Origin of the sequence: Nonomuraea sediminis (assembly GCF_018531495.1) — a bacterium.
Lineage (GTDB): Bacteria > Actinomycetota > Actinomycetes > Streptosporangiales > Streptosporangiaceae > Nonomuraea > Nonomuraea sediminis.
Genome location: NZ_JAHDTI010000001.1, coordinates 1,457,020 through 1,480,292, shown reverse-complemented (window position 1 = coordinate 1,480,292; position 23,273 = coordinate 1,457,020). Strand labels below are relative to the sequence as shown.

Here is a 23,273-nt window from a genome sequence, read left to right as displayed (position 1 = left end):
CGCTCGAATCCGTTGCTTACACGATTGGATCCGTCGTAACATCCCTCAGAAGTCGGGAAGGATTCACTTCCCGTTCGCTGGCCAGACGTGAAAGTACGGCGTAATGGAGCGCGACTTGTTCAGACAAGTTCTGCTCAGGACCCGACTTCCCCTACCCAGGAGGCATCGTGCCCGCATCCCCCTCCAAAGCGGCGGCCCTCGCCTTGACCGCGCTGGCCCTCAGCGCCTGTGGCTCCGCCCCCTCCGCCCAGACCTCTGCGACCGGCATGAGCGCCGCGACCGCGACCTCCGCCCAGGACCTCGGCGGCATGGACGCCCTGATCGCCGCCGCCAAGAAGGAGGGCACGCTCAACACCATCGCCCTGCCCCGCGACTGGGCGAACTACGGTTTGCTGATCGACGGCTTCGCCAAGAAGTACGGCATCAAGGTCACGGTCGACAACCCGAACGGCAGCAGCCAGGACGAGATCAGCGCCGTCACCTCCCGCAAGGGCCAGGACCGCGCTCCGGACGTCCTCGACCTCGGCAGTTCCTTCGCGATCAGCGCCACTCAGCAGGGGCTGCTCGCGCCGTACAAGGTCGCCGCGTGGGACGACATCCCCTCCACGCAGAAGGACGCGCAGGCCCGCTGGTACAACGACTACGGCGGCTACATCTCCATCGGCTGCGACGCCAAGCGCGTCACGACCTGCCCCACCACCTTCGCCGACCTCCTCAAGCCCGACTACAAGGGCATGGTGGCGATCCCCGGCGACCCCACCAAGTCCGGCGCGTCCTTCGCCGCCCTGTACGCGGCGTCCCTGGCCGGCGGCGGCTCCTTCGACGACATCCAGCCCGGCGTGGACTTCTTCGCCAAGCTGAAGCAGAACGGCAACTACACCCCCGTCGAAGCCACCCCCGCGACCGTCGAGAAGAGCGAGACGCCGATCACCGTCGACTGGGACTACATCAACGCCGGGTACGCCAAGAGTTTCGCCGCCAAGGGCGTGGACTGGAAGGTCGCGGTTCCGGCCGACGGCAAGTTCTCCCTGTTCTACTCCCAGGCGATCAACAAGGACGCGCCGCACCCCGCCGCCGCCCGCCTTTGGGAGGAGTACCTCTACAGCGCCGAGGGCCAGAACCTGTGGCTGAAGGGATACGCCCGCCCCGTCCTGATGGCCGCCATGGACAAGGCCGGCACGCTGGACAAGGCCGCCGCCAACCTTCCCGAGGTCTCCGGCACGGCGACCTTCCCGACCGAGGAACAGCAGGCCAAGGCCAAGAACGCCGTCACCAGTGGCTGGGGAAAGGCCATCTCCGGATGACCGCGACCGTCGCCACGGTCCCCGCCAAGGCCGCAGCCCCGGAGCGGCGGCGCTCGGCGGGCTGGCTCGCGGTGGCCCCGTTGCTCGTCTTCGTGGCGATCAGCTTCGGGATCCCCGCCCTCGCCATGCTCAACGGCGCCTTCACCGTCAAGGACCCGGCCACCGGTGCCACCTCGTACACAACGGCCAATCTGACCGCCTCCGTGCAGGGTGCCTACCTGACCGCCCTGTGGGGCAGCGTGAAACTGTCGGCTGTCTCCGCCGTCCTCGGCGCCGTGCTCGGGCTGCCGCTCGCGCAAGCCGTGGTCACCTCGCGCTTCCGCGCGCTGCGCGAGGCCGTGCTGACCGCCTCCGGGGTCCTCGCCAACTTCGGCGGCGTGCCGCTGGCCTTCGCCTTCGTCGCCACCCTCGGCAACTCCGGCATTCTCACCCGTATCTTCGGCCTCGCCGACAAAGGCTGGAGTCTCTACAGCTTCTGGGGCCTGGTCATCGTCTACCTCTACTTCCAGATCCCGCTCATGGTGCTCACCGTCACCCCCGCGCTGGACGGGCTGCGGGTGCAGTGGCGCGAGGCCGCGCAGAACACCGGCGCCACCACCGCCCAGTACTGGCGGCATGTCGCCCTGCCCGTGCTCGCGCCGTCCCTGCTGGGCGGCGTGGTCCTGCTCTTCGGCAGCGCCTTCGGGGCCTACGCCACCGCCGCCGCCATGGTCAGCAGTTCGGTGCCACTGGTCACCCTGCAGATCGCCGACGCCATCTCCGGCAACGTCCTGGTGGGGCAGGAGAACGTGGCGCTCGCCCTCAGCCTCGACATGGTCGTCGTCACCATCCTGGTCATGGCCGTCTACCTGCCCCTGCAACGACGGAGCGCGCGATGGCTCGTCTGAAGCACCCACGACCGCGGCCCTGGCGCGGCATCGTCCTCGCCTGCGCCGCGGCCTACTTCCTGGGGCCCATGGCCGCCTCGGTGGTTTTCACCGTGGACGTCCCCAACCAGGGCCTCACGCTGGACGCGTACACGCACATCCTCGACGCCGATGGCCTTACCCCCAGCCTGCTGCTCGCCCTGGAATTGTCGGCCGCGACGATCGCCATCGTCCTGCTGCTCATGGTCCCGGCCATGGTCGCACTGCGACTGACCGCGCCACGGCTGCGCCCGATCGTCGAGACGGTCTGCTCGCTACCGCTCGTCATCCCGCCGATCGCGCTGGTCGCGGGGATCAGCGACGTGTTGCGCTGGGGTCCCGAGCACCTGGCCAGCACGCCCTTCTTCCAGACCTTCGTGGCCATCCAGAACCCGTCCTTCCCCGTCGTGCTGGTGCTCACGTACGTGGTGATGGCGCTGCCCTTCGTCCAAGGAGCGCTGGACACGGGCCTGCGGGCCATGGACCTGCGCACCCTGGTGGAGGCCGCCCGCTCCTGCGGAGCCGACTGGCCGCGGGCCCTGGTCGGCGTCGTGCTGCCCAATCTGCGCGGGGCGCTGCTCAACGCCTCCTTCCTCACCCTCGCCCTCGTGCTCGGCGAATACACCGTCGCCCAGCTCCTCGGCTTCCAGCCCTTCGCCGTGTGGATCGTCTCTGTCGGCGGCTCGCAGGCGCAGCTGTCCGTGGCCGTCTCGGTGCTCAGCCTGCTCCTCACCTGGGCGCTGCTCATGGTCATCGCCGCCGTCAGCGGGCGGCGCGCTTCATCGCGTTCCACCACCCAGGAGTAACGACACCATGACCGACACCACGACCGACACCGCCCCGGTCACCGGCGCCGCGCCGCAGGCCCCCGGCGGGGCAACCGTCGAATTCCGCGCGTTGCGCCGAGCCTTCGGTACCGCCACCGCCCTGGACGGACTCGACCTGGCCGTACGGCCCGGCGAACTCCTTGCCCTGCTCGGCCCGTCCGGCTGCGGCAAGACCACGGCGCTGCGCATGCTCGCGGGCTTCGAGCACCCCGACTCCGGCCAGGTCCTGGTCGACGGCAAGGACGTCACCTCGATCCCCGCGCACCGCCGGGACGCCGGGATGGTCTTCCAGTCCTACAGCCTCTTCCCGCACCTGAGCGCCGCAGACAACGTCGCCTTCGGCCTGAAGATGCGCAAGATCGGCACCGCCCAGCGCCGCGCTCGCGCCGCCGAGCTGCTGGAGCTGGTCGGTCTGCCGGACCATGCCCAACGCTTCCCGCACCAGCTCTCCGGCGGCCAGCAGCAGCGCGTGGCCCTCGCCCGCGCGCTGGCGCTGCGGCCGAGGGTGCTGCTGCTGGACGAGCCGTTGAGCGCGCTCGACGCGAAGGTGCGGACGAACCTGCGCGAGGAGATCCGCCGCCTCCAGCGCGAACTCGGCATCACTACGCTCTTCGTGACGCACGACCAGGAAGAGGCGCTGTCCATGGCCGACCGCGTCGCGGTCATGAACGCCGGCCGCCTGGAGCAGTGCGCCGCCCCCGCCGAGCTCTACGGCCACCCGGCCACCGCCTTTGTCGCCGAGTTCGTCGGCACCAACAGCCGCATCCCGGGCCGCCTGTGCGAGGACGGCATGGTGGAGGTGCTGGGCCGCCGGCTGCCCGCCGACGGCTCCGTGCCACCCGGCCCGGACGTCGACGTCCTGGTGCGCCCTGAGGGTGTACGCGTCACGGCCGCCCTCGACGGCGACGCGAGGGTCGTCGAGGCCGCCTTCTTCGGCGCGGCGACCCGGGTGACCGTACGGTTGCCCGGCGGCACCGACGTCAAGGTCGACCTGCCCAGCGCCGACGCCACCCTGCTCCCGCCGGGCGCCACCGTCGCCGTGTCCCTGCCCGACCGGCCCGTCCTGGTCACCGCGCGCGCCGTGTGACCCCGGGGCGCCTCGACTTCCCCACGACGAAAGAGAGTTCCATGACCCACCCGCTCCAGGCCGTCCTCTTCGACATGGACGGCACCCTCGTCGACACCGAGGAGTCCTGGTGGCAGGCGGTCGAAGGCGTGGCCGCCGGGCTGGGGCACGAGCTCGGCGACGCGGACGTGACCGAGGTCCTCGGCCGCGCCGTCGAACACACCGCCGCGCATCTGGCGCGCACGACCGGTACGGCGACGCCCGTCGCCGAGCTCGCCCGCGACCTGCATCGGGACTTCGCCGCCCGGGTCGCGGCTCGCGCCGTGCCGCGGCCCGGCGCGCTGGAACTGCTGGACGAACTGGCCCGGCACCGCATCCCCGTCGCACTGGTCACGGCGTCGCCGCGCGACGTGGTGGAGATGGTCCTGGACGTCCTGGGGCGCGAGCGGTTCGCGGTCTGCCTCACCGCCGACGACACCGCGCGTACCAAGCCCGCCCCTGATCCCTACCTCGCCGCCACCCGCGCCCTCGACGTCGAGCCCGCGGCCTGCGTGGCGGTCGAGGACACTCCTACGGGCGTCGCCTCCGCCGAGGCGGCGGGCTGCCGAGTGCTGGCCGTACCCTCGCTCGCGCCCATCGCACCGGGCGCCGGGCGCACGGTGCTTCGCAGCCTGGAGCAGGCCGACGTCACCCTGCTGCACGAGCTGGTCTCGCGAGCGCCGGCCTTCCTGGTGCCGGCCTTCACCACCCGCCGCGTCCACGTCGGCGAGCCGTTCCAGGCCACCGTCGCCGGGCTGCTGCGCGGCGCGCCCGTGACATATACCAAGGCCGGCGGCCCTGCCTGGGCGCGGGTCCGCGCCGACGGCGGCATCATCGGCGTCCCGGACACGGCAGGCGAGAGCGCCGTCACCGTCACCGCCACGGACGGCGAGGGGCGCACGGCCACGATCACCGTCCGCGTGCCGGTCGTCGCCGAGGATGAGCCCCGGGTGCGCGAACTGCGCGTCATGAGCTGGAATCTGTGGGACGGGGGCACCCAGGTCGACGACTACCGCGACAAGCAGCTGAAGATCCTGCTGGAGTCCGACGTCGACGTGGTCGGTCTCCAGGAGGCCCACGCCCACTCCGCCAAGGAGCTCGCCGAGGCTCTGGGCTGGGAATACCACCAGGGTGGCGACAACCTCGGCATCATCAGCCGATACCCGCTCGTCGCCCGCCACGGCGTGCCCGCGACGGCCTTGCACGTTGCCATCAGCGCCACGGTCCGGCTCGACCCGGGCAGCGATGTCACGGTGTGGAGCGCCCACCTCAACTGGACGCCGTACGGCCCGTACGACGCCATCCACGACCGGCAGCCGGTCGAGGTCCTGGTCGAGCGCGAGTCCGCCGCCGGCAGGCTCGGCGAGATCCAGGAGATCCTGCGCGCCATGGGCGACGACCTCGCGGCCCGCGACACCACACCCGTGCTGCTCGTCGGCGACTTCAACGTGCCGTCCCACCTCGACTGGACCGACGAGACGGCGCCGCTGCACGGCGGCTACGGCCCCGTACCGTGGCCCGTCACCCTGGCCGCGGAGGAGGCCGGGCTGCGCGACTCCTACCGCGAGGCCCACCCCGACCCCGTGCGAGCACCGGGCGCGACGTGGTCACCCGTCACCCCGGCGCCCGAGCCGCAGGACCGGATCGACTACGTCTTCTACGCCGGGCGCGGGCTGCGGGTGCGGGACTCCATGACCCACGTCACGGGCGAGCCCCGGCCCGAGCCGGACGTCGCGGGCAACACCTGGCCCTCGGACCACGCGGCGGTCATCACCACGTTCACTCTGCGCTGAGCGGCAACGGCGGTCTCGAGGCTGGACGATCGATTCAACTCTCGTATCGATAGAATCGATTGTATTGGTCACTGATTTCGCAGGAATCGAGCTTGTTGTAGACAGGGAGGGCGCGTGACCATGGACGACATCGACCGGGCCATCCTGCTTGAGCTGCAGACCGACGGGCGCATCCCCTACGCCGAACTGGGGCCGAAGGTCGGGTTGTCCCCGTCGGCGGCTCGACACCGGCTCCAGCGGCTGATCGACAGCAAGGTGGTGCAGGTCGTGGGGGTCACCGACCCCATGGCCATGGGCCGGCAGACCATGGCCATGCTCGGCCTGCGTGCCGACGGCGATCCACGGGCGGTGGCCGACGAGCTCTCTCACCACGACGAGGTCGTCTACACCGTCCTGACCTCCGGCACCTTCGACCTGTTCGTCGAGGTCGTCTGCCGACGTCCCCACGACCTGCTGGACTTCGTCAACGACGTTGTGCGGCCGATCGATGGGGTCGCAGCGGTGGAGAGTTTCCCGTACTTCGGGATCCACACTCACCGATTCCTGTGGGGCATCGGCTGACCGATCCCCAGCCCGCCCCCTGTCACGCTCCCCGCACTCCGAGTCCAGGAAATCCGGCATGACGCACAGCACCAAGCACGCCACCGTCGACTTCTTCACCCACGAGGCCCTCCCCGCTCCGCGGGTGACGACTGCCCGGGCCGAACAGATCGCTGCCGAGAGCTTCGGGCTCACCGCGCGCGCCGAGCTGCTGGGGAGCCAGCAGGACGCCAACTTCCTGCTGCACTTCGATGACGGGACACCCCCGGCCGTCCTCAAGCTCGCGAATCCGGCGTTCGGCACGACCGAGATCGACGCCCAGGACGCCGCCGCCGACCTGACCGCCGCCGCCCACCCCGAGCTGCGTCTGGCGACCGTACTGCGTGATCCGGACGGCGCTCGCCGGATCGCCACCGTGGAAACCGAGCACGGGCCGGTCACCACGCGACTCCTGCGCTATCTGCCCGGTGGGACGCTCTCCGGTTCGCGGTACCTCTCCCCACGCACGGTCGCAGCCATGGGTGCGATCGCGGGTCACGTCACCACCGCGCTCCGCGACTTCCAACACCCGGGCCTGGACCGTGTACTGCAGTGGGATCCGCAGTACGCCGACCGCGTCGTCGACAGGCTCCTGGACCACATCCCCGAGCCGGACCGGCGTGCCGCCGTCCGGGCCGCGGCCGCCGAGGCCTGGACGCGGCTCCAGAAGGTGGCCGCGCTGCTGCCGCGCCAGGCCGTCCACCTGGACCTGACCGACGACAACATGGTCCGCTCACCCGGCAGCCGCCTGCCGCTGCCCGACGGGGTGATCGACTTCGGTGACCTGACCACCAGCTGGGCGGTCGGCGAACTCGCGATGCCACTCACCTCGATGCTTCACCACGACGGCGTGGAACCGCACCACGTCCTGCCCGCGGTCCGCGCCTTCCACGCCATCCGTCCGCTGTCCGCCGAGGAAGCCGCGGCACTGTGGCCGCTCGTCGTGCTGCGCGCCGCCGTTCTCGTCGTCAGCGGCCGGCACCAGGCCGCGATCGACGGCGACAACGCGTACGCCAACGCGGCGCTCGAGCGCGAGTGGCGCATGTTCGAGGAGGCCACCCGCGTGCCGCCGGCGGTGATGACCCGGCTCATCGAAGAGGCCGTCGGCCATGAGGAACGCCCCACCCCCATCGCGGTGCCGACGCACCCCCTGGTGCGCGGCCTCGTCCCGGCCGACATCGCCGAGCTGGACCTGTCGGCCGAGGCCGACTCCATGGACCGCGGGGCCTGGCTCGACGAAGGCACGGAAGACCGCCTCGCCGCCGCTCTCCTCGCGCAGGGCGCGGCAGCGGTCACCACTCGGTACGCCCAGGCGCGACTCACCGCGGCCCCGGCCCTGTCCACCGCTTCACCCGCGACCGTGGCCACCGGACTCGACCTCTGGCTCGCCGCGCCGGCCGTCCTGCAGGCGCCCGCCGCCGGCTTGATCAAGGAATCCGCGCCGGGCCGTGCCGCGATCACCTGCGACACGCACACGCTGACCCTGTCCTTCACCGACGCCGTCACCTGCCTGCCCGTCGGCACCCTGGTCCGCGCGGGCGACGAACTGGCCGCGCTGCCCGGCGGAACGCGCGTACACCTCTCGCTCCAGCCACTCGACGGCCCCACGGTCGCGGACCTCGTCCGCCCCGAGTACGCGCCGGGCTGGCTCGCGCTCACGGCCGACCCGTCCCCGCTCATCGGGCTCGCCTGCGCGGACGCGACGCCACAGACCGGCCTGCTCAGCCGACGTGAGGCCGTCTTCGCGACCGTCCAGGAGCACTACTACGACAACCCGCAGCGCATCGAACGAGGCTGGCGGCACCACCTGGTATCCACAGACGGCCGGTCCTACCTGGACATCGTCAACAACGTCACCCCGCTCGGCCACGCCCACCCCGGCGTCCAGCAGGCCGTGTCCCGGCAGCTGCGCCGGCTCAACACCAACTCGCGCTTCCACTACGCCTCGGTGGTGGAGTTCTCCGAACGGCTGGCGGCCCTGCTGCCCGAGCCGCTGGACACCGTCTTCCTGGTCAACTCCGGCTCCGAGGCGGTGGATCTGGGTATCCGCCTGGCCATCGGCGCGACCGGGCAGCACGACGTCGTCGCCCTGCGCGAGGCCTACCACGGCTGGACGTACGCCTCCGACGCGGTCTCCACCTCGCTCCAGGACAACCCCAACGCGCTCGCCACCCGGCCGAGTTGGGTGCACACCGTGGACTCGCCCAACTCCTACCGGGGCCGCCACCGCGGTGCCGAGGCCGCCCGCTACGCGCCCGAAGCGGTCCGGGTGATCGACGAGCTCGCCGCCGCGGGCCGGCCGGCCGGCGCCTTCCTGAGCGAGACCTTCTACGGCAACGCGGGCGGCGTGCCGCTGCCCGACGGCTATCTGCGGAAGGTCTACGCGGCGGTGCGCCGGCACGGTGGCCTGGCCGTCGCCGACGAGATCCAGGTCGGCTACGGGCGCCTGGGCCACTGGTTCTGGGGATTCGAGCAGCAGCAGGTGGTGCCCGACATCGTCTGCGTGGCCAAGGCCATGGGCAACGGTCACCCGCTGGGGGCCGTGATCACCTCGAAGGCCGTGGCCGACCGCTACCGCGACCAGGGCTACTTCTTCTCCTCCACCGGAGGCAGCCCCGTCTCCAGCGTCGCCGGTCTCACCGTACTCAACGCCCTGCGGGACGAAGACCTCCAGGGCAACGCGATGCGCACCGGAGCCCGTCTCAAGGCGGGGCTGGAGGCCCTCGGTGAGCGCCACGCCCTGGTCGGCGCGGTGCACGGCTCCGGGCTCTACCTCGGCCTGGAGCTGGTCCGCAACCGCGAGACCCTGGAGCCGGCGACCGAGGAGACCGCCGAGCTCTGCGACCGCATGCTCGACCTCGGCGTCGTCGTCCAGCCCACGGGCGACCACCTCAACATCCTCAAGATCAAGCCGCCGCTGTGCATCGACACCGCCGCCGTGGACTTCTTCACCGACGCCCTCGCCCGCGCCCTCACCGACCTCGGCCACGGCCCCGGGCACGGCCACTGAGCTAGCGGTGGAGCGCGTCGGGGGTGTCGTCGTCGACCAGGAAGCCGCCGGATTGGTGGCGCCAGAGTCGGGCGTAAGGACCTTCAGCCTGGAGCAGCTCGCTGTGGGTGCCCTGCTCCACGATGCGTCCCCGGTTGAGCACGACAAGCCGATCCATGCGGACGACGGTGCTCAGGCGGTGCGCGACCACCAGCGCGGTACGGTCCCGCATCAGGTGCCACAAGGCTTCCTGAACGAGGCTCTCGCTTTCGGAGTCCAGGGCGCTGGTCGCCTCGTCCAGCAGCAGGATCGGGGTGTCGCGGAGGATGGCGCGCGCGAGAGCGAGGCGCTGCCGCTGGCCGCCGGAGAGCTTGACGCCACGTTCGCCGACCAGGGTGTCGAATCCGTCCGGCAGGGACTCGGCGAACTCCGTGACATGCGCCGCCCGCGCGGCCTGGAGGATCTCGTCGTCGGTGGCGCCCGGCCGGGCGAACGCGATGTTGTCACGCACCGACCGGTGGAACATGGCAGGTTCCTGGGGGACGTACGCGATGAGGCTGCGCAGATCGGCCTGGCGCAGCCAGGAGATGTCCTGGCCGCCTATCAGGATCCGGCCTCCGTCGACGTCCATGAGGCGCAGCAACAGCCGGGTGAGAGTGGTCTTGCCACCGCCGGACTGGCCGACCAGCCCGATCTTGGTGCCGCTGGGAATGTCCAGGTCCAGGTCCTCGAACAGGGGCGGGCCCTCGGCGTGCGCGAACCTGACCCGCTCGAAGCGGACGCCTGAGTCGGCCGGGCGCAGCGGCTGCGGCTCGGCCGGATCCACCACTGTCGGCGGGACGAGGAGCAGTTCGGTGAACTGGGCGGCCTCGGTGAGCACGCTCTCCATCCGCCGGTATATCTGGTTGAACTCGAACATGATGCTGATCGTGTTCGAGTAGTAGGAGAACGTCACGATGATGGCCTCCACACCCAGACCACCCCGGAGCGCCACGGCCAGGAGCAGGCCCACGGCGCTGGTGAGGACCGAGATCGGGGCGACGACCGTGTCCACCCGCAGGTTGCCGTAGTCCCAGGAACGCAGCGAGAGCCTCTGCTGCTCGGCGACCCTGGCCCGATGTTCGGCGGCTTCGCGACCCTCGGCGGCGAACGCACGGACCGTCTCCATGTTGGCCAGCACATCGGCCACGTGGCCCGACACCAGCACCTTGGCGGCCTCGCGTTCGTCGACCAGCGCTTGGCGACGGCGGATCAGCGGGGCCACGAGAACGCCGGTGACGATGATGAGACCCACGAGAACGAGGACCAGCAGCGGGTGATACCGCCACAGCACCACCGACGCGAAGGCCAGCGGCACCAACTTCGCCATGATCGAGAAGGTGAGCGTGTCGGCGAACTCCTCGAACCGGCTCGAGAACCCCAGCACCCGTTTGGTCAGCGAACCGGCGAAGTTGTTGTGGAAGAACGCGGCGTCCTTGGTCAGCAACTCGTCCATGCCCACCACGCCGAGGCGCTCGATGCCCCGGGCGTCCGTACGGTTCATGAAGTGCAGTCCCACCCGCCACAGCACCTCACCCGCCAGCAGCAACGCGCCGAAGCCGAGCACATAGGGCAGGAGCGCGGAGACGGAGCCGTCGCCGCCACCGGCCAGATGCCCCACCAGCCCGGCCACCGCGAGCGGTGCCAGGTAGAACAGGCAGATGTTCCCTATCGCAGGAAGCGTCAGTGCGGGCACCGCGATCGGCCACTGGCGGATCAGCTCACCGCAGTAGTAGCGCAGTGCCAGCAGAACCGCCGACCTTCGCGCAGATGGAGCACTTTTGGAACCCTGGAGTGATCCGAGCACAGCCATCCGCCCTCCCGAACGCAGACACCGGCCTGGCTATGCTGCCTGCAGGGGGTACGAAGGAGCGAACGATTTTCCGTCAGGTCAGACCTGAGGATGTACGGCTCGCGCAAGGCGGACGCGAGCCGTACAGGTCAGGACCGGATCAGCTCGACAGGCCGTGAGCCTTGGTCCACTCGGCGGCGACCGTGTCGGGGTCCTGGTGGTCGTTGTCCACGAGTGAGTCGAGCTTGCTCAGTTCCTCGGTGGTCAGCGCCGTGTTCAGCTTGGCCAGGGCGGATTTGACCTGGTCGGTGGCCTTGTCGGTGCGGATCAGCGGCACGACGCGCTGGGCGGGGATGAGCTTCTTCGGGTCCTCCAGCATGACCCAGCCGTTCTTGGCGATGTCCACGTCGGTGCTGAAGAGGTTGCCCACCTGCACGTCGCCGTTCTTGATGGCGCCCTTGACGAGCGGGCCGCTGGCGTCGAGCGCCTTGAACGCCTTGAACTCCACGCCGTAGACCTGCTTGAGGCCGACCAGGCCGACCTGGCGGGTCTTCACCTCGGGCGGTCCGCCGAAGACCAGCTTGCCGTTGTACTTGGCCAGGTCGTCGAGGCTGGCCAGGCCGTACTTGGTCGCGGTCTCCTTGGTGACGGTGAAGACGTCCGCGTCTTCGGCGGCCGCCGGCGGCAGGATCGTGAGTCCCTTCGGCATCTTGGCGGCGAGTGCTTTCTGCAGGGCGTCGACGTCGGTCTCGGTGGCCTTGGCGTCCAAGTACAGCAGGAGGTTGCCCTGGTATTCCGGCAGCAGGTCGATGTCGCCGTTCTGCAGGGCGGGCAGGACGATCTCGCGTGATCCCAGGTTGGGCTTGACCGTCGCCTCCAGGCCCGCGGCCTTGAGGACGTCGGCGTAGAGGTAGCCGAGGATCTGGTTCTCGGAGAAGTTGGCCGTGCCGATCACGATCGTGCCGGACGCGCCCGTGGCGGATCCGGCGGCGGACGGCGGCGTGTTCAGGCTGGTCGTGCCGCCGGAGCAGGCGGCGAGTACGGGGAGTACGGCGAGCGCGAGCGCGCCCGCGACGAGGTTCCTGCGGTTCATGAGGTCTCCCTCAGGTGAGGCGGTGGCGGAAGAGGATGCGGTGGATTCCGGCGAGGATGAGGTCCACGGCCACGGCGAGCACCGCGACGAGCACGGCGCCGCCCAGGACCTGGGCGAGATCGCGTTGGGCGAGTCCGTCGAAGATGTAGCGGCCGAGGCCGCCGAAGCTGACGTAGGCGGCGATGGTGGCGGTGGCGATGACCTGTACGGTCGCCAGCCGGAGCCCCGTCATGATCAGGGGGGCGGCGAGTGGGATCTCCACCCGCCGGAGTGACTGCAGCCCGGTCATCCCCATGCCACGGGCGGCGTCCTTGGTGTCCGCCTCGACCGCGGCCATGCCTGCGTAGGTGTTGGTCACGATCACGGGGATGGCCAGCGCGACCAGGGATACGTACACCGGGGTCATGCTCAGGCCGCCGACCAGGAAGACCAGCGTGACGATGCCCACGGTCGGGAGGGCACGGCCGAAGCCCGAGAGGTTGATGGCGAGGAACGCGCCTTTGCCGGTGTGGCCGATGAACAGCCCTATGGGCAGGGCGATCAGTGCGGCCGCGACTGTGGAGAGAAGGGAGTACTCGAGATGTTCCAGCAGCCGTTGGGCGATGCCCTCCGGGCCGGCCCATTGGCCGGCGCTGGTCAGCCAGGCGGCCAGCTGCGAGAAGAGATCCATCATGCGCGGACTCCCTTGCGCGTCCAGGGGGTGCAGAGCCGCTGCACGAGGACGAGCACTGCGTCGACGGCCAGCGCGAGCAGGAGCGTGAGGACGACTCCCGCGAGTACCGGGGTGGGGAAGCTGCGCTGGAAGCCGTCGGTGAACAGCTGGCCGATTCCGCCGAACCCGATGTAGCTGGCCACGCTGACCAGCGAGATGGTCATGACGCTCGCCACCCGGACCCCGGCCATGATCACCGGCATCGCGAGCGGGAACTCGACCTTCACCAGGGTGCCGAGCCTGCCCCTGCCCATGGCGAGGGAGGCCTCGCGGACCTTGACGGGCACGCTGTCGAGTCCCTCTACGGTGTTACGCAGCAGGACGACCAGGGTGTAAACGGTCAGGCCGGCGATCGCGGTCGTCCTGGTCAGCCCCGTGATCGGCAGCAGCAGGACGAACAGGGCCAGAGACGGCACCGTGAACAGGATGTTGGAGATCCCGAGCAGGATTCCGCGCAGTGGCCTGATCCGGTGGGCGACCACGGCGAGCGGCAGCGCGATCAGCAGCCCGAGCAGTACGGCGGGGACCGCCGTCGCCAGGTGGTCCAGGGTGAGCGTCACCAGGTCATCGGTGTGCGTGGTGAGCCAGCTCCATTCGACGGTCATGCCAGGCTCCGCTGATGTGCGTGGACCACGTCGTCCCTGGAGACCCCGACGAGCATGCCCGCAGCGTCGACCCGAACCGCCATTCCGGTGGGGGAGGAGACGGTCTCATTGAGCGCCGAGAGCAGCGAGTCGGTGTCGGTCAGCCCCCGCACCGGGACGAGTGGCGCCTGCGCGATCGAATCCGCCCCGTCGAGCGCGTCGACGTCCAACCAGCCGGCGGGCTTGCCGTCGGGGGAGAGCACGAGCGACCACCGGCCCGTCGCCGCCGCGCGCGCTTCGGCCACCGTGGCCGTGGTCTTGAGGGCTGCGATCGGCTCGTACGGCACGTCCTTCAGCGATACCAGCGAGAGCAGTTTCAGCCCGCGTTCCGCGCCGAGGAATCCGGCGACGAAGTCGTCGGCCGGTGTGGCGAGCAGCTCGGCGGGCGGGGCGCACTGGACCATGTGCCCGCCGGTGCGGAAGACCGCGATGCGGTCGCCGAGCCGTACGGCCTCGTCGATGTCGTGGGTGACGAAGACGATGGTCTTGCGCAGCTCGGCCTGCAGGCGCAGCAACTCGTCCTGGAGCAGGGTGCGGACCACCGGGTCGACGGCGCCGAACGGCTCGTCCATGAGGAGCACCGGTGGGTCGGCGGCCAGTGCCCGGGCGACGCCCACGCGCTGTTGCTGGCCGCCGGAGAGCTGGTGCGGGTAGCGCTTGCCGGACTCCGGGGCCAGGCCGACGACCTCCAGCAGCTCGGCGGCCCTGGCGCGGGCCTTGCGCCGGCCCCAGCCGAGCAGCGTCGGCACGGTGGCGATGTTGTCCAGCACCGTGCGGTGCGGGAACAGGCCCGCCTGCTGGATGACGTATCCAATGCCACGCCGCAGCTGGGCCGCGGGAAGTTCGCGCACGTCGCGCCCGCCCAGGCTGACCGTTCCAGACGTGGGGTCGACCAACCTGTTGATCATTCGCAGGGTGGTGGTCTTGCCGCAGCCGGAGGAGCCGACGAGCACCGTGATCCCGCCTTCGGGGAAGTCCACGGAGAGGCCGTCAACAGCCGTTGTGCCGTTCGGGAACCGCTTGGTGACGTTGTCGAACCGGATCACTGGCACCACCTTGCCCGTCTGTATGTAGTCATGCAGACTCATGGATGAATGAAGATATGTCAATACTCGGGTTATGCGCTGGTGAAGGGGAGATGAGCGCCGTGGCGTCTCGGATCGTAGGCATCGATGTCCCACGGATCGAGCTGGATGGGCATGGTCTCGACAGCGACACGGTCACCTTGATCGCCGACGGTGAGGCCCGAGTGGAGGTTCCCCAGGGCGCGTTCGACGTGGTGGAACGGTCGTGGCGCCGGGCCTGTGAGCTCGTCGCCGACCGGCGCGTCTACGGGCGCAGCACCGGCGTCGGCGCCAACCGCGTCCTGGACGTCGATCTCGCCGACCTGGACCTCCACGGTCTGCGGCTGCTTCGCAGCCACGCGGGCGGAATCGGGGAGCCGCTGCCCGCGCGTCAGGTGCGGGCGATGTCGGTCGTCCGGCTCAACCAGCTCCTGGTGGGCGGCGCCGGACTCCGCCTCGAGGTCGTCCGGACGCTCGCCGCGGCGATCGAGGCCGGAGTGCACCCGCTGGTGAACGAGTACGGCGCGGTCGGCACGGGCGATCTGGCCGCGCTCTCCCAGCTCGGCCTGGCCCTCGCGGGAGAACACCCCTGGCTCGGCGATTCCACCCCGCCACCCGCGATCAATCTCGAAACCGGTGACGCGCTGGCGCTGATCAGCAGCAACGCCCTCACCCTGGGGCAGGCGTCGCTGGCCCGCCATGACCTGGACCGCCTGCTGCGGGCCACCCACGTGGTGGCCGCCCTCTCGCTGCTCGCCGTGGAGGGCTCGCTGGAGGCCTTCGCCGAGCCGGTACACCTCGCGCGCCCGCATCCGGGCAACCTGCGGGCCGCCTTCGAGGTCAGGCGGCTCGTCGGCGCCCCGGCCCGGCCCGCCCCGCCCACGGGCCGCATCCAGGACCCGTACGGCTTGCGCTGCTTCCCCCAGATCCACGGGCCCGCCCTGGAGGCCGCCGACGCGCTGGAGCGGGTGCTGGCCATCGAGCTCAACGCCGGCGCGGAGAACCCGCTGATCAGCGGGGCAGGACCGGACGGCGGGTCCGCGGCCTACCATCACGGCGGTTTCTACTCCGCGCACCTGGCGCTCGCGTTGGACCAGCTCGGCCTCGCCCTGCTGCCGACGGCGCGGATGTCCGCGGCGCGGCTGGCGGCACTCAACGAGCCGGGCATCACAGGACTGCGGCCGTTCCTGGCGGGCGCGGTGTCGGCGGGGTCTGGCGTGCTCATCCTCGAATACAGCGCGAACGCCGCCATCGCCGAGCTGCGCAACGCGGCGACCCCGGCTTCCGCCGGCCACGCCGTACTGTCGCGGGGTGTTGAGGAGGCAGGGAGTTTCGCCTCGCAGGCCGCCCGCCAGATGCTGCGGGCAGTGGAGGCCTACCGGCTGGTGCTCGGCTGCGAGCTGGTCGCCGCCGTCCGCGCCCTGCGCCAGCGGGAACAGGACAAGGCGACATGGCAGGACCTGTCGCTGCCGGTTGGCCGCGCGTACGCGCTGGCGGAGGCCACACTTGATCAGTCGATGGAGGACCGGCCGCTCACCGCGGACGTCTCGGCCGCCGCCGGTCTCCTCGACGCGCTGGCCGAACTGTGAACCCGAGGAGAGTCATGAGCACCGACGATGTCACGCCGCCTGCCCGGCTGCTGCGCCTTTTCGACGGCCATCGGCTGACCCCCGCCCAGCGCCGGATCGCGCACTGCCTGGTCCAGCACGCGGAGGAGGCGGCTTTCCTGTCGAGCGTGGAGGTGGCCGAGCTGGCAGGAGTCAGTCAGCCGTCGGTGACCAGGTTCGCGACAACGCTCGGGTACGACGGCTATCCCGCGCTGCGCAAGCAGATCCGGGAGCTCAGCCTGCCTGAATCGGCGGTCCCGGCCGAACAGCGCGGGGACGCGCCCCTGAGCGAGTTCCAGCGGGCGGTGCTCGCCGAGATCGCCAACCTCCAGCAACTGGCCGGGGTGCTGGCGGACATGGGGGCGATCGTCGAGGCCGCGAAGCTGCTCGCGCCCTCGCGGCCGCTGCCCGTGCTGGGCCTGCGTGCCTCCTCGGCGCAAGCCGCGGGCTTCGCCTACTTCGCCGCCAAGGTGCACCCCGACGTGCGCCTGCTCAACGAGGGCGGCACCATGCTCACCGACCGCATCGAGCAGGCCGCGGGCGCCGGGGCGACCGCCCTGCTCTGCTTCGCCCTGCCTCGCCATCCCGCCGAGCTGATGGACGCGCTGTCCGCCGCCAAGGAGGCCGGGCTGAGCGTGGTGACCATCGCCGACCACGCCTTCGCGCCGGCGGCGACGCTCTCCGACGTGCTGCTGCCCGCCCCGGTCGGTACGCAGCTGGTCTTCGATACGGCTTGCGCCCCCATGATGCTCGGCCGGGTCCTGCTGGAAGCGATGGTCGACGAGATCCCGGGCGCGGAGGCGCGACTGGAGGCGTTCGAGCATTCGGCGGCGGCACGAGGGCTGTTCTCAGAGTAGGCCATTGACTGTAACTATTCATTCAAGCTAGATATGAATGAATAGATTTTGCAGACGGAAGGTCAAGAACATGGACCAGACCAGCGGTCCTCGCCCTGTCAGGGCGCCACGCGGTAAGTCGCTCAACACCCAGGGCTGGCAGCAGGAAGGCGCCCTGCGGATGCTCATGAACAACCTCGACCCCGAGGTGGCCGAGCATCCCGACAAGCTCGTGGTGTACGGCGGCACGGGCAAGGCGGCCCGCGACTGGCGCTCCTACGACGCGATCGTCCGCACGCTCACCACGCTGAAGGCCGACGAGACGCTGCTGGTCCAGTCCGGGCGCCCGGTGGGGGTGATGAGCACGCACGAGTGGGCGCCACGGGTCCTCATCGCCAACTCCAACCTCGTCGGGGACTGGGCGACCTGGCCGGAGTTCCGCAGGCTCGAGCAGCTCGGCCTGACCATGTACGGGCAGATGACCGCGGGCTCGTGGATCTACATCGGCACGCAGGGCATCCTGCAGGGCACCTACGAGACGTTCGCCGCCGTCGCGGCCAAGAGGTTCGGCGGCTCGCTGGCCGGGACGATCACGCTGACGGCGGGCCTCGGCGGGATGGGCGGCGCCCAGCCGCTCGCGGTCACCATGAACGGCGGCGTCGCGATCTGCATCGACTGCGACCCGCGCAGCATCGAACGCCGGATCGAGCACCGCTACCTCGACGTGCGGGCCTCGTCGCTGGACGAGGCGCTCCGGCTGGCCTACCAGGCCCGTGACAAGCGCGAGCCGCTGTCGATCGGTGTCGTGGCCAACGCGGCGGAAGCCGTACCGGACCTGCTGGCGCGGGGCGCCGAGATCGACATCGTCACCGACCAGACCTCCGCGCACGATCCGCTGATGTACCTGCCGATCGGCGTGGCGTTCGAGGACATGGCCGCCGAGGCGGACAAGGACCCGGCGGGCTTCACGGCCAGGGCCCGCGAGTCGATGGCCAAGCACGTCGAGGCCATGGTCGGCTTTCAGGACGCGGGCGCCGAGGTGTTCGACTACGGCAACTCCATCCGCGGCGAGGCGCAGCTGGCCGGGTACGCCAGGGCCTTCGACTTCCCCGGGTTCGTGCCCGCCTACATCAGGCCGCTGTTCTGCGAGGGCAAGGGACCGTTCCGCTGGGCGGCGCTGTCGGGCGACCCCGCGGACATCGCCAAGACGGACAAGGCCATCCTGGAGCTCTTCCCGGAGAACGAGCCGCTGGCCCGCTGGATCAGGATGGCCGGGGAGCGGGTCCACTTCCAGGGCCTGCCCGCGCGCATCTGCTGGCTCGGGTACGGCGAGCGGGACAGGGCCGGCGAGCGCTTCAACGACATGGTGGCCTCCGGCGAGATCTCCGCACCCCTGGCCATCGGCCGTGACCATCTGGACTGCGGCAGCGTGGCCTCGCCGTACAGGGAGACCGAGGCGATGCTCGACGGCTCCGACGCCATCGCCGACTGGCCGCTGCTGAACGCCATGGTGAACGTGGCCTCCGGCGCGTCCTGGGTGTCCATCCACCACGGCGGCGGCGTCGGCATCGGCCGCTCCATCCACGCCGGTCAGGTCACCGTCGCCGACGGCACCGCGCTCGCCGGTGAGAAGGTCCGCAAGGTCCTCACCAACGACCCCGGCATGGGCGTCATCCGGCACGTCGACGCCGGATACGACCGGGCCACCGAGGTTGCCAGGGAACGCGGCGTGCGGACCCCGATGCGCGAAGGCGACGACGCGTGATCGATCTCGAACAGGTCGAGGGCGGTTTCCGCGAGATGTGGCGCGAGCTGCTGCCCGTCGGACGTCACGAGCCGACCGGCGGATATCGCCGCCACGCCTGGACCTCCGCCGACGGCGAATGCCGGGCCTGGTTCGAGGAACAGGCGCGGAAGAGGGGCCTGAGCTACGAGGTCGACCGCAACGGCAACCAGTGGGCCTGGTCGGGCGACCCCATGGCAGGCAACGCCATCGTCACCGGCTCCCACCTGGACTCCGTGCCGGACGGCGGCGCCTACGACGGCCCGCTCGGCGTCGTGTCGGCGTTCGCGGCCCTGGACGCGCTCCAGGAACGGGGCGCCACCGGTGGCCGTCCGCTGGCGATCGTCAACTTCGGTGATGAGGAAGGCGCCAGGTTCGGCGTCGCCTGCACCGGGTCCCGGCTGATGACCGGAGCCCTGGAACCCGGCCACGCACGCTCTCTCCAGGACGCCGCCGGAGTCACGCTCGGCGCCGCGATGGAACGCGCCGGGCAGGACCCCGACGCCATCGGCCGCGACGACGAGCGGCTCGCGCGCATCGACGCCTACGTCGAGCTCCACGTCGAGCAGGGCAGGAACCTGGGCGAGGCGCCCGTCGGCGTCGCCTCGGCGATCTGGCCGCACGGACGCTGGCGGTTCGACTTCCACGGGCAGGCCAACCACGCGGGCACCACCCGCCTGGAGGATCGCCGGGATCCGATGCTCGCTTACGCGGCCACTGTTCTGAACGCCCGCGAGCGGGCCAGGCTCGCCGGTGCGCTGGCCACCTTCGGGAAGGTGTCGGTCGAGCCCAACGGCACCAACGCCATCGCCTCCCGGGTGACCGCCTGGCTGGACTCCCGCGCCGCCGATGCCGCCACCCTCGACATGCTCGTCAAAGAGATCATTCATGAGTCCGGGGCGGAGGTCACCCGCGAGTCGTACACGCCGGTGGTCGAGTTCGACGGGCCGCTCAGGGACCGCCTGGCCGCCCGGCTCGGCGGGGTTCCCGTCCTGCCGACCGGCGCCGGGCACGACGCGGGCATCCTCGCCTCCGCCGTGCCCACGGCCATGCTGTTCGTCCGCAACCCGACCGGTGTCTCACACTCCCCGGCGGAACACGCGGAAGAGGCCGACTGCCTCGCCGGCGTGGCCGCCCTGGCCACCGTTCTGGAGGACCTGCTGTGAACGGCCGGTTCTGGGCCAGGCACGCCTGGACCGGTGCCCTGGAATCGGCCGTCCTCATCGAGGTCTCCGCGGGCCGCATCTCATCGCTATCCGCAGGCAGCGTCCCTGGTGACGCCGTCGTGCTGGACGGCCTCGTCATCCCCGGACTGGCCAACGCCCACTCCCACGCCTTCCACCGGGCGCTGCGCGGAGCCGCCCAGGTCGGCAGCGGCACCTTCTGGACGTGGCGCGACACCATGTACCGGGTGGCGGCGGCTCTCACTCCCGACGCGTACCTCTCCCTCGCCCGGGCGGTCTATGCGGAGATGGCGCTGGCCGGGATCACCTGCGTCGGCGAGTTCCACTACCTCCACCACGCGCCAGGAGGTGTCGCCTACGACGATCCGAACGCGATGGGAGAGGCGCTCATCGAGGCCGCCGCCCAGGCCGGTATCCGGATCACGCTGCTCGACGCCTGCTACCTCTCCTCGGGGTTCGGCGCCGCGCCGGACGAGACCCAGCTCAGGTTCAGCGACGGATCCGCCGATGCGTGGGCCGAGCGGGTCTCCGGGTTGAAACAGGGGGGCCACGCCCGCGTCGGCGCGGCCGTCCACTCGGTACGCGCCGTACCTGCCGACCAGATCGGCACGGTGGCCGCATGGGCGGCGGAACGGGACGCCCCGATCCACGCTCACCTGTCGGAACAGCCCGCCGAGAACGAGGCATGCCTCGCCGCGCACGGTGTCACACCTACGCGCCTGCTGACCGATCACGGAGTTCTCGGCCCGCGCGCCACCGCCGTGCATGCCACGCACCTGACCACGGACGACATCGCGCTGCTCGGCAGCAGTGGCACCACGGTGTGCATGTGCCCCACGACCGAGCGCGATCTCGCCGACGGCATCGGACCCGCACGGGACGTGCAAGCCGCCGGATCACCGCTGACGTTGGGCAGCGACAGCCAGGCCGTCATCGACCTGTTCGAGGAGGCCCGCGCCATGGAGCTCAACGAACGGCTGGGCACCCGCCGCCGTGGACACTGGACCGCGGACGCGCTCCTGAGGGCCGCCACCGCCGACGGCCACGCGTCGCTGGGGTGGCCGGAGGCGGGCAGGCTCGAAGCGGGCGCCCTGGCCGACTTCGTCACCGTGTCCCTCGACTCGGTACGCACCGCGGGACCGCTGCACGGCGCGGAGACCGCGGTGTTCGCGGCCACCGCCGCCGACGTCACCGACGTCGTCGTCGGAGGCCGAGTGATCGTCCAGCACGGCACGCACCAACTCGTTCCCGATGTCGCCGGTGCGCTGAACCAGGCCCTGGCGTAACCAACGCCCCTGCCCCACCCGTCAGCTCTGCGCCGACATCCGCCGCTCTCGCCGCGCTCCTGGCCTCCGCCCGGACACCGCAAATACTCGGTGGCCCGATCGAGCCCGTTTTATCGCACAGGTCCTTGAGCAGGCGTGGAGGGAAGCAGCAGGCGTTCCCGCGACGGCCGATGAAACGCTTATCCGTCTATCGGTGAAGGAGGGTGACCGTTCACGCTACGGAAGGCAGACGATGATACGAAAGATCTGGGTATGGTCGCAGTGACCCGGGCGCTTCCCGCCGAGGGGGTCAGCGACGCGGCGATCATCGAGCAATCCTGGCGAGACCCTGAACGCTTCGCCGCGGTCTTCGACCGCTACTACTTCCAGATCCATGGCTTCGCCGCCCAGCGGCTGGGCTCCAGCCTGGCCGACGACGTTGCCGCGGAGACGTTCCTGATCGCGTTCGACCGGCGCGACCGTTACGACCTGTCTCGCAAGGACGCCAGGCCCTGGCTTTACGGGATCGTCGCCAACCTGATCGCGCGCCATCACCGGGCGGAGGCCCGCTGGTATCGGGCGCTCTCCCGCACACCTCTCGCGGAGGCCGACGACGGCCACGCCGACCAGGTCGCCGGCCGAATCGACGCCATGGCGCACCGGGCGCCGTTGATGGCGGCGCTGGCGAAGATCTCCAACTCCCATCGCGATGTGCTGCTGCTCGTCGCCTGGGGCGGGCTGAGCTACGAGGAGGTGGCCGAGGCGCTCGGCATCACCACCGCCGCCGTCCGCTCCCGGCTGCACCGGGCCCGCAAGACGATCCGCGCCGGGCTGACGATCCTCGGAAAGGACTGCTGACCATGGACGACCTGGAAATTCTGCGCGCGGCAGGGCCGCGGCCCGAAGGTCCCTCGCACGCCGCGTACAGCTCCGCCCGCGCCGCCCTTCTGGAGCGCGCCGCCGCTCCGGCGCCCGCGTCGCGCCGGCGGGTGCCGGCGATGAAGCTGGCCTTCGTGGCGCTGGCCGCTGGGACCGCAGCTGTCGCGACGGTGATCGCCACCGCTTCGACGCCGCCCGCGGACCCGTCGTACGGCGTGCAGGAGTCGGGGCGGCAGATCCTGCTCGCCGCCGCGACGGCCGCGGCGACGACTCCGGAGGAGTCGGGCACCTACTGGTACGTCAAGACCACGTACACCAAGACCGCGAACGGCCAAACGGGGAGATCGTCGATCGAGACCTGGACGCGGCGCGACGGCGGCTCCTGGGTGAGGGAAGGCGGGGAAGACAAGGCCAAGGACAACGAACGCGGTGGGCACTGGTCCGACGGTTTCGATCTGGGGGAGAAGAGGCTGAGCTACGAGCAGATCCAGCGGCTTCCCACGGACCCGGAGGCACTGGTGACGTGGCTTGTCCAGCACGCTGGAGAGCCGCCGATGCCGGAGACCCGCCGCATCGTCCCGCTGATCAACGTGCTTTCCAGCATGCCCGCACCACCCGCGGTGCGCGCGGCCGCCTTCCGCGCGCTCGCCTCGTCACCCAACGTCCGGAGCCTCGGCACGGTGAACGGGGGCGAAGGGCTGGCGATCAGCTATCCGGACGGGGAGGTCCGAGTCGTCGTGGATCCGGAGGCAGCGCGGCTACGAGAGTCGGCCTTCACCGGCCCAGGGAAGCCTTCCGGCACCATAGCCGTGGAGGCGGCCGAGTGGACGGACGACCTGCCCGAGGTAGCCCACTAGGCCGGCAGGTCAAAGG

At 70.7% G+C, this 23,273-nt stretch carries 19 protein-coding genes; 14 read left to right on the top strand and 5 right to left on the bottom strand.

All coding sequences use genetic code 11. From position 1 onward, the window contains the following. Positions 1-167 precede the first annotated feature (167 nt). The 7 genes from KIK09_RS06825 to KIK09_RS06795 all read left to right on the top strand — a co-directional run bounded on the left by KIK09_RS06825 (position 168) and on the right by KIK09_RS06795 (position 9,523). The gene (locus tag KIK09_RS06825; protein ID WP_214317736.1) at positions 168-1,304 is read left to right on the top strand and encodes an ABC transporter substrate-binding protein; all 1,137 of its coding nucleotides are present in this window, start codon (positions 168-170) and stop codon (positions 1,302-1,304) included. Then, positions 1,301-2,191 carry an ABC transporter permease gene (locus KIK09_RS06820; protein ID WP_214317735.1) on the top strand — a complete coding sequence of 297 codons (891 nt, stop codon included), beginning with the start codon at positions 1,301-1,303 and terminating at the stop codon, positions 2,189-2,191. The genes KIK09_RS06825 and KIK09_RS06820 overlap by 4 nt, the downstream gene beginning before the upstream one ends. Continuing rightward, positions 2,179-3,015 carry an ABC transporter permease gene (locus tag KIK09_RS06815; RefSeq protein ID WP_214317734.1) on the top strand — a complete coding sequence of 279 codons (837 nt, stop codon included), beginning with the start codon at positions 2,179-2,181 and terminating at the stop codon, positions 3,013-3,015. The genes KIK09_RS06820 and KIK09_RS06815 overlap by 13 nt, the downstream gene beginning before the upstream one ends. A 7-nt stretch (positions 3,016-3,022) precedes the next feature. Next, positions 3,023-4,123 carry an ABC transporter ATP-binding protein gene (locus KIK09_RS06810; protein WP_214317733.1) on the top strand — a complete coding sequence of 367 codons (1,101 nt, stop codon included), beginning with the start codon at positions 3,023-3,025 and terminating at the stop codon, positions 4,121-4,123. A gap of 41 nt (positions 4,124-4,164) precedes the next feature. Beyond that, positions 4,165-5,934, top strand: a complete 1,770-nt coding sequence (locus tag KIK09_RS06805) for an HAD-IA family hydrolase (RefSeq protein WP_214317732.1) — start codon at positions 4,165-4,167, stop codon at positions 5,932-5,934. A 120-nt stretch (positions 5,935-6,054) separates the two neighbouring features. Continuing rightward, positions 6,055-6,495, top strand: a complete 441-nt coding sequence (locus KIK09_RS06800; protein WP_250572798.1) for an Lrp/AsnC family transcriptional regulator — start codon at positions 6,055-6,057, stop codon at positions 6,493-6,495. Between the two features lie 58 nt (positions 6,496-6,553). Then, positions 6,554-9,523 (top strand): aminotransferase, encoded by a 2,970-nt coding sequence (locus KIK09_RS06795; RefSeq protein WP_214317730.1) that lies wholly within the window; start codon positions 6,554-6,556, stop codon positions 9,521-9,523. 1 nt (position 9,524) lies between these two features. Here the strand turns inward: KIK09_RS06795 and KIK09_RS06790 are convergent, their stop codons facing one another. The 5 genes from KIK09_RS06790 to KIK09_RS06770 form a co-directional block, all read right to left on the bottom strand. Then, on the bottom strand, positions 9,525-11,354 hold the full coding sequence (locus KIK09_RS06790) for an ABC transporter ATP-binding protein (protein ID WP_250572543.1): 1,830 nt from the start codon (positions 11,352-11,354) through the stop codon (positions 9,525-9,527). A gap of 139 nt (positions 11,355-11,493) precedes the next feature. Next, positions 11,494-12,426, bottom strand: coding sequence for an ABC transporter substrate-binding protein (locus KIK09_RS06785; protein WP_214317729.1), 933 nt, complete (start codon positions 12,424-12,426; stop codon positions 11,494-11,496). 10 nt (positions 12,427-12,436) lie between these two features. After that, positions 12,437-13,099 carry an ABC transporter permease gene (locus KIK09_RS06780; RefSeq protein ID WP_308163946.1) on the bottom strand — a complete coding sequence of 221 codons (663 nt, stop codon included), beginning with the start codon at positions 13,097-13,099 and terminating at the stop codon, positions 12,437-12,439. After that, a complete protein-coding gene (locus KIK09_RS06775; RefSeq protein ID WP_214317728.1) occupies positions 13,096-13,743 on the bottom strand; it encodes an ABC transporter permease in 648 nt (215 codons plus the stop codon). Before KIK09_RS06775 ends, KIK09_RS06780 begins: the two co-directional genes overlap by 4 nt. Continuing rightward, positions 13,740-14,828: an ABC transporter ATP-binding protein gene (locus KIK09_RS06770; RefSeq protein ID WP_214318066.1), complete on the bottom strand. Its 1,089-nt coding sequence runs from the start codon at positions 14,826-14,828 to the stop codon at positions 13,740-13,742. The genes KIK09_RS06775 and KIK09_RS06770 overlap by 4 nt, the downstream gene beginning before the upstream one ends. 101 nt (positions 14,829-14,929) lie before the next feature. Between KIK09_RS06770 and KIK09_RS06765 the strand changes: the two genes are divergently transcribed. From KIK09_RS06765 to KIK09_RS06735, 7 genes are all read left to right on the top strand, one after another. Further along, entirely contained in the window at positions 14,930-16,435 is a 1,506-nt protein-coding gene (locus KIK09_RS06765; protein ID WP_214317727.1) for an aromatic amino acid ammonia-lyase, read from the top strand. Positions 16,436-16,449: 14 nt separating this feature from the next. Beyond that, complete coding sequence (locus KIK09_RS06760) at positions 16,450-17,310, top strand: MurR/RpiR family transcriptional regulator (protein ID WP_214317726.1); 861 nt, start codon at positions 16,450-16,452, stop codon at positions 17,308-17,310. Positions 17,311-17,380: 70 nt separating this feature from the next. Then, on the top strand, positions 17,381-19,054 hold the full coding sequence (gene hutU, locus KIK09_RS06755) for a urocanate hydratase (protein WP_214317725.1): 1,674 nt from the start codon (positions 17,381-17,383) through the stop codon (positions 19,052-19,054). A 35-nt stretch (positions 19,055-19,089) separates the two neighbouring features. Beyond that, a complete protein-coding gene (locus KIK09_RS06750) occupies positions 19,090-20,238 on the top strand; it encodes an allantoate amidohydrolase (RefSeq protein WP_214318065.1) in 1,149 nt (382 codons plus the stop codon). After that, positions 20,235-21,542, top strand: a complete 1,308-nt coding sequence (locus KIK09_RS06745) for a formimidoylglutamate deiminase (protein ID WP_214317724.1) — start codon at positions 20,235-20,237, stop codon at positions 21,540-21,542. Before KIK09_RS06750 ends, KIK09_RS06745 begins: the two co-directional genes overlap by 4 nt. 252 nt (positions 21,543-21,794) lie before the next feature. Then, a complete protein-coding gene (locus tag KIK09_RS06740) occupies positions 21,795-22,379 on the top strand; it encodes an RNA polymerase sigma factor (protein ID WP_214317723.1) in 585 nt (194 codons plus the stop codon). 2 nt (positions 22,380-22,381) lie between these two features. Next, on the top strand, positions 22,382-23,257 hold the full coding sequence (locus tag KIK09_RS06735; RefSeq protein WP_214317722.1) for a CU044_5270 family protein: 876 nt from the start codon (positions 22,382-22,384) through the stop codon (positions 23,255-23,257). The last annotated feature ends 16 nt before the right edge of the window (positions 23,258-23,273 follow it).

Excerpts from the sequence above, each read along its gene's own strand:
- KIK09_RS06820 (WP_214317735.1), top strand. The coding sequence starts at position 1,301 with ATGACCGCGACCGTCGCCACGGTCCCCGCCAAGGCCGCAGCCCCGGAG.
- KIK09_RS06815 (WP_214317734.1), top strand. The coding sequence starts at position 2,179 with ATGGCTCGTCTGAAGCACCCACGACCGCGGCCCTGGCGCGGCATCGTC.
- KIK09_RS06810 (WP_214317733.1), top strand. The coding sequence starts at position 3,023 with ATGACCGACACCACGACCGACACCGCCCCGGTCACCGGCGCCGCGCCG.
- KIK09_RS06805 (WP_214317732.1), top strand. The coding sequence starts at position 4,165 with ATGACCCACCCGCTCCAGGCCGTCCTCTTCGACATGGACGGCACCCTC.
- KIK09_RS06800 (WP_250572798.1), top strand. The coding sequence starts at position 6,055 with ATGGACGACATCGACCGGGCCATCCTGCTTGAGCTGCAGACCGACGGG.
- KIK09_RS06795 (WP_214317730.1), top strand. The coding sequence starts at position 6,554 with ATGACGCACAGCACCAAGCACGCCACCGTCGACTTCTTCACCCACGAG.
- KIK09_RS06790 (WP_250572543.1), bottom strand. The coding sequence starts at position 11,354 with ATGGCTGTGCTCGGATCACTCCAGGGTTCCAAAAGTGCTCCATCTGCG.
- KIK09_RS06785 (WP_214317729.1), bottom strand. The coding sequence starts at position 12,426 with ATGAACCGCAGGAACCTCGTCGCGGGCGCGCTCGCGCTCGCCGTACTC.
- KIK09_RS06780 (WP_308163946.1), bottom strand. The coding sequence starts at position 13,099 with ATGATGGATCTCTTCTCGCAGCTGGCCGCCTGGCTGACCAGCGCCGGC.
- KIK09_RS06775 (WP_214317728.1), bottom strand. The coding sequence starts at position 13,743 with ATGACCGTCGAATGGAGCTGGCTCACCACGCACACCGATGACCTGGTG.
- KIK09_RS06760 (WP_214317726.1), top strand. The coding sequence starts at position 16,450 with ATGAGCACCGACGATGTCACGCCGCCTGCCCGGCTGCTGCGCCTTTTC.
- hutU (WP_214317725.1), top strand. The coding sequence starts at position 17,381 with ATGGACCAGACCAGCGGTCCTCGCCCTGTCAGGGCGCCACGCGGTAAG.
- KIK09_RS06750 (WP_214318065.1), top strand. The coding sequence starts at position 19,090 with ATGTGGCGCGAGCTGCTGCCCGTCGGACGTCACGAGCCGACCGGCGGA.
- KIK09_RS06740 (WP_214317723.1), top strand. The coding sequence starts at position 21,795 with ATGGTCGCAGTGACCCGGGCGCTTCCCGCCGAGGGGGTCAGCGACGCG.
- KIK09_RS06735 (WP_214317722.1), top strand. The coding sequence starts at position 22,382 with ATGGACGACCTGGAAATTCTGCGCGCGGCAGGGCCGCGGCCCGAAGGT.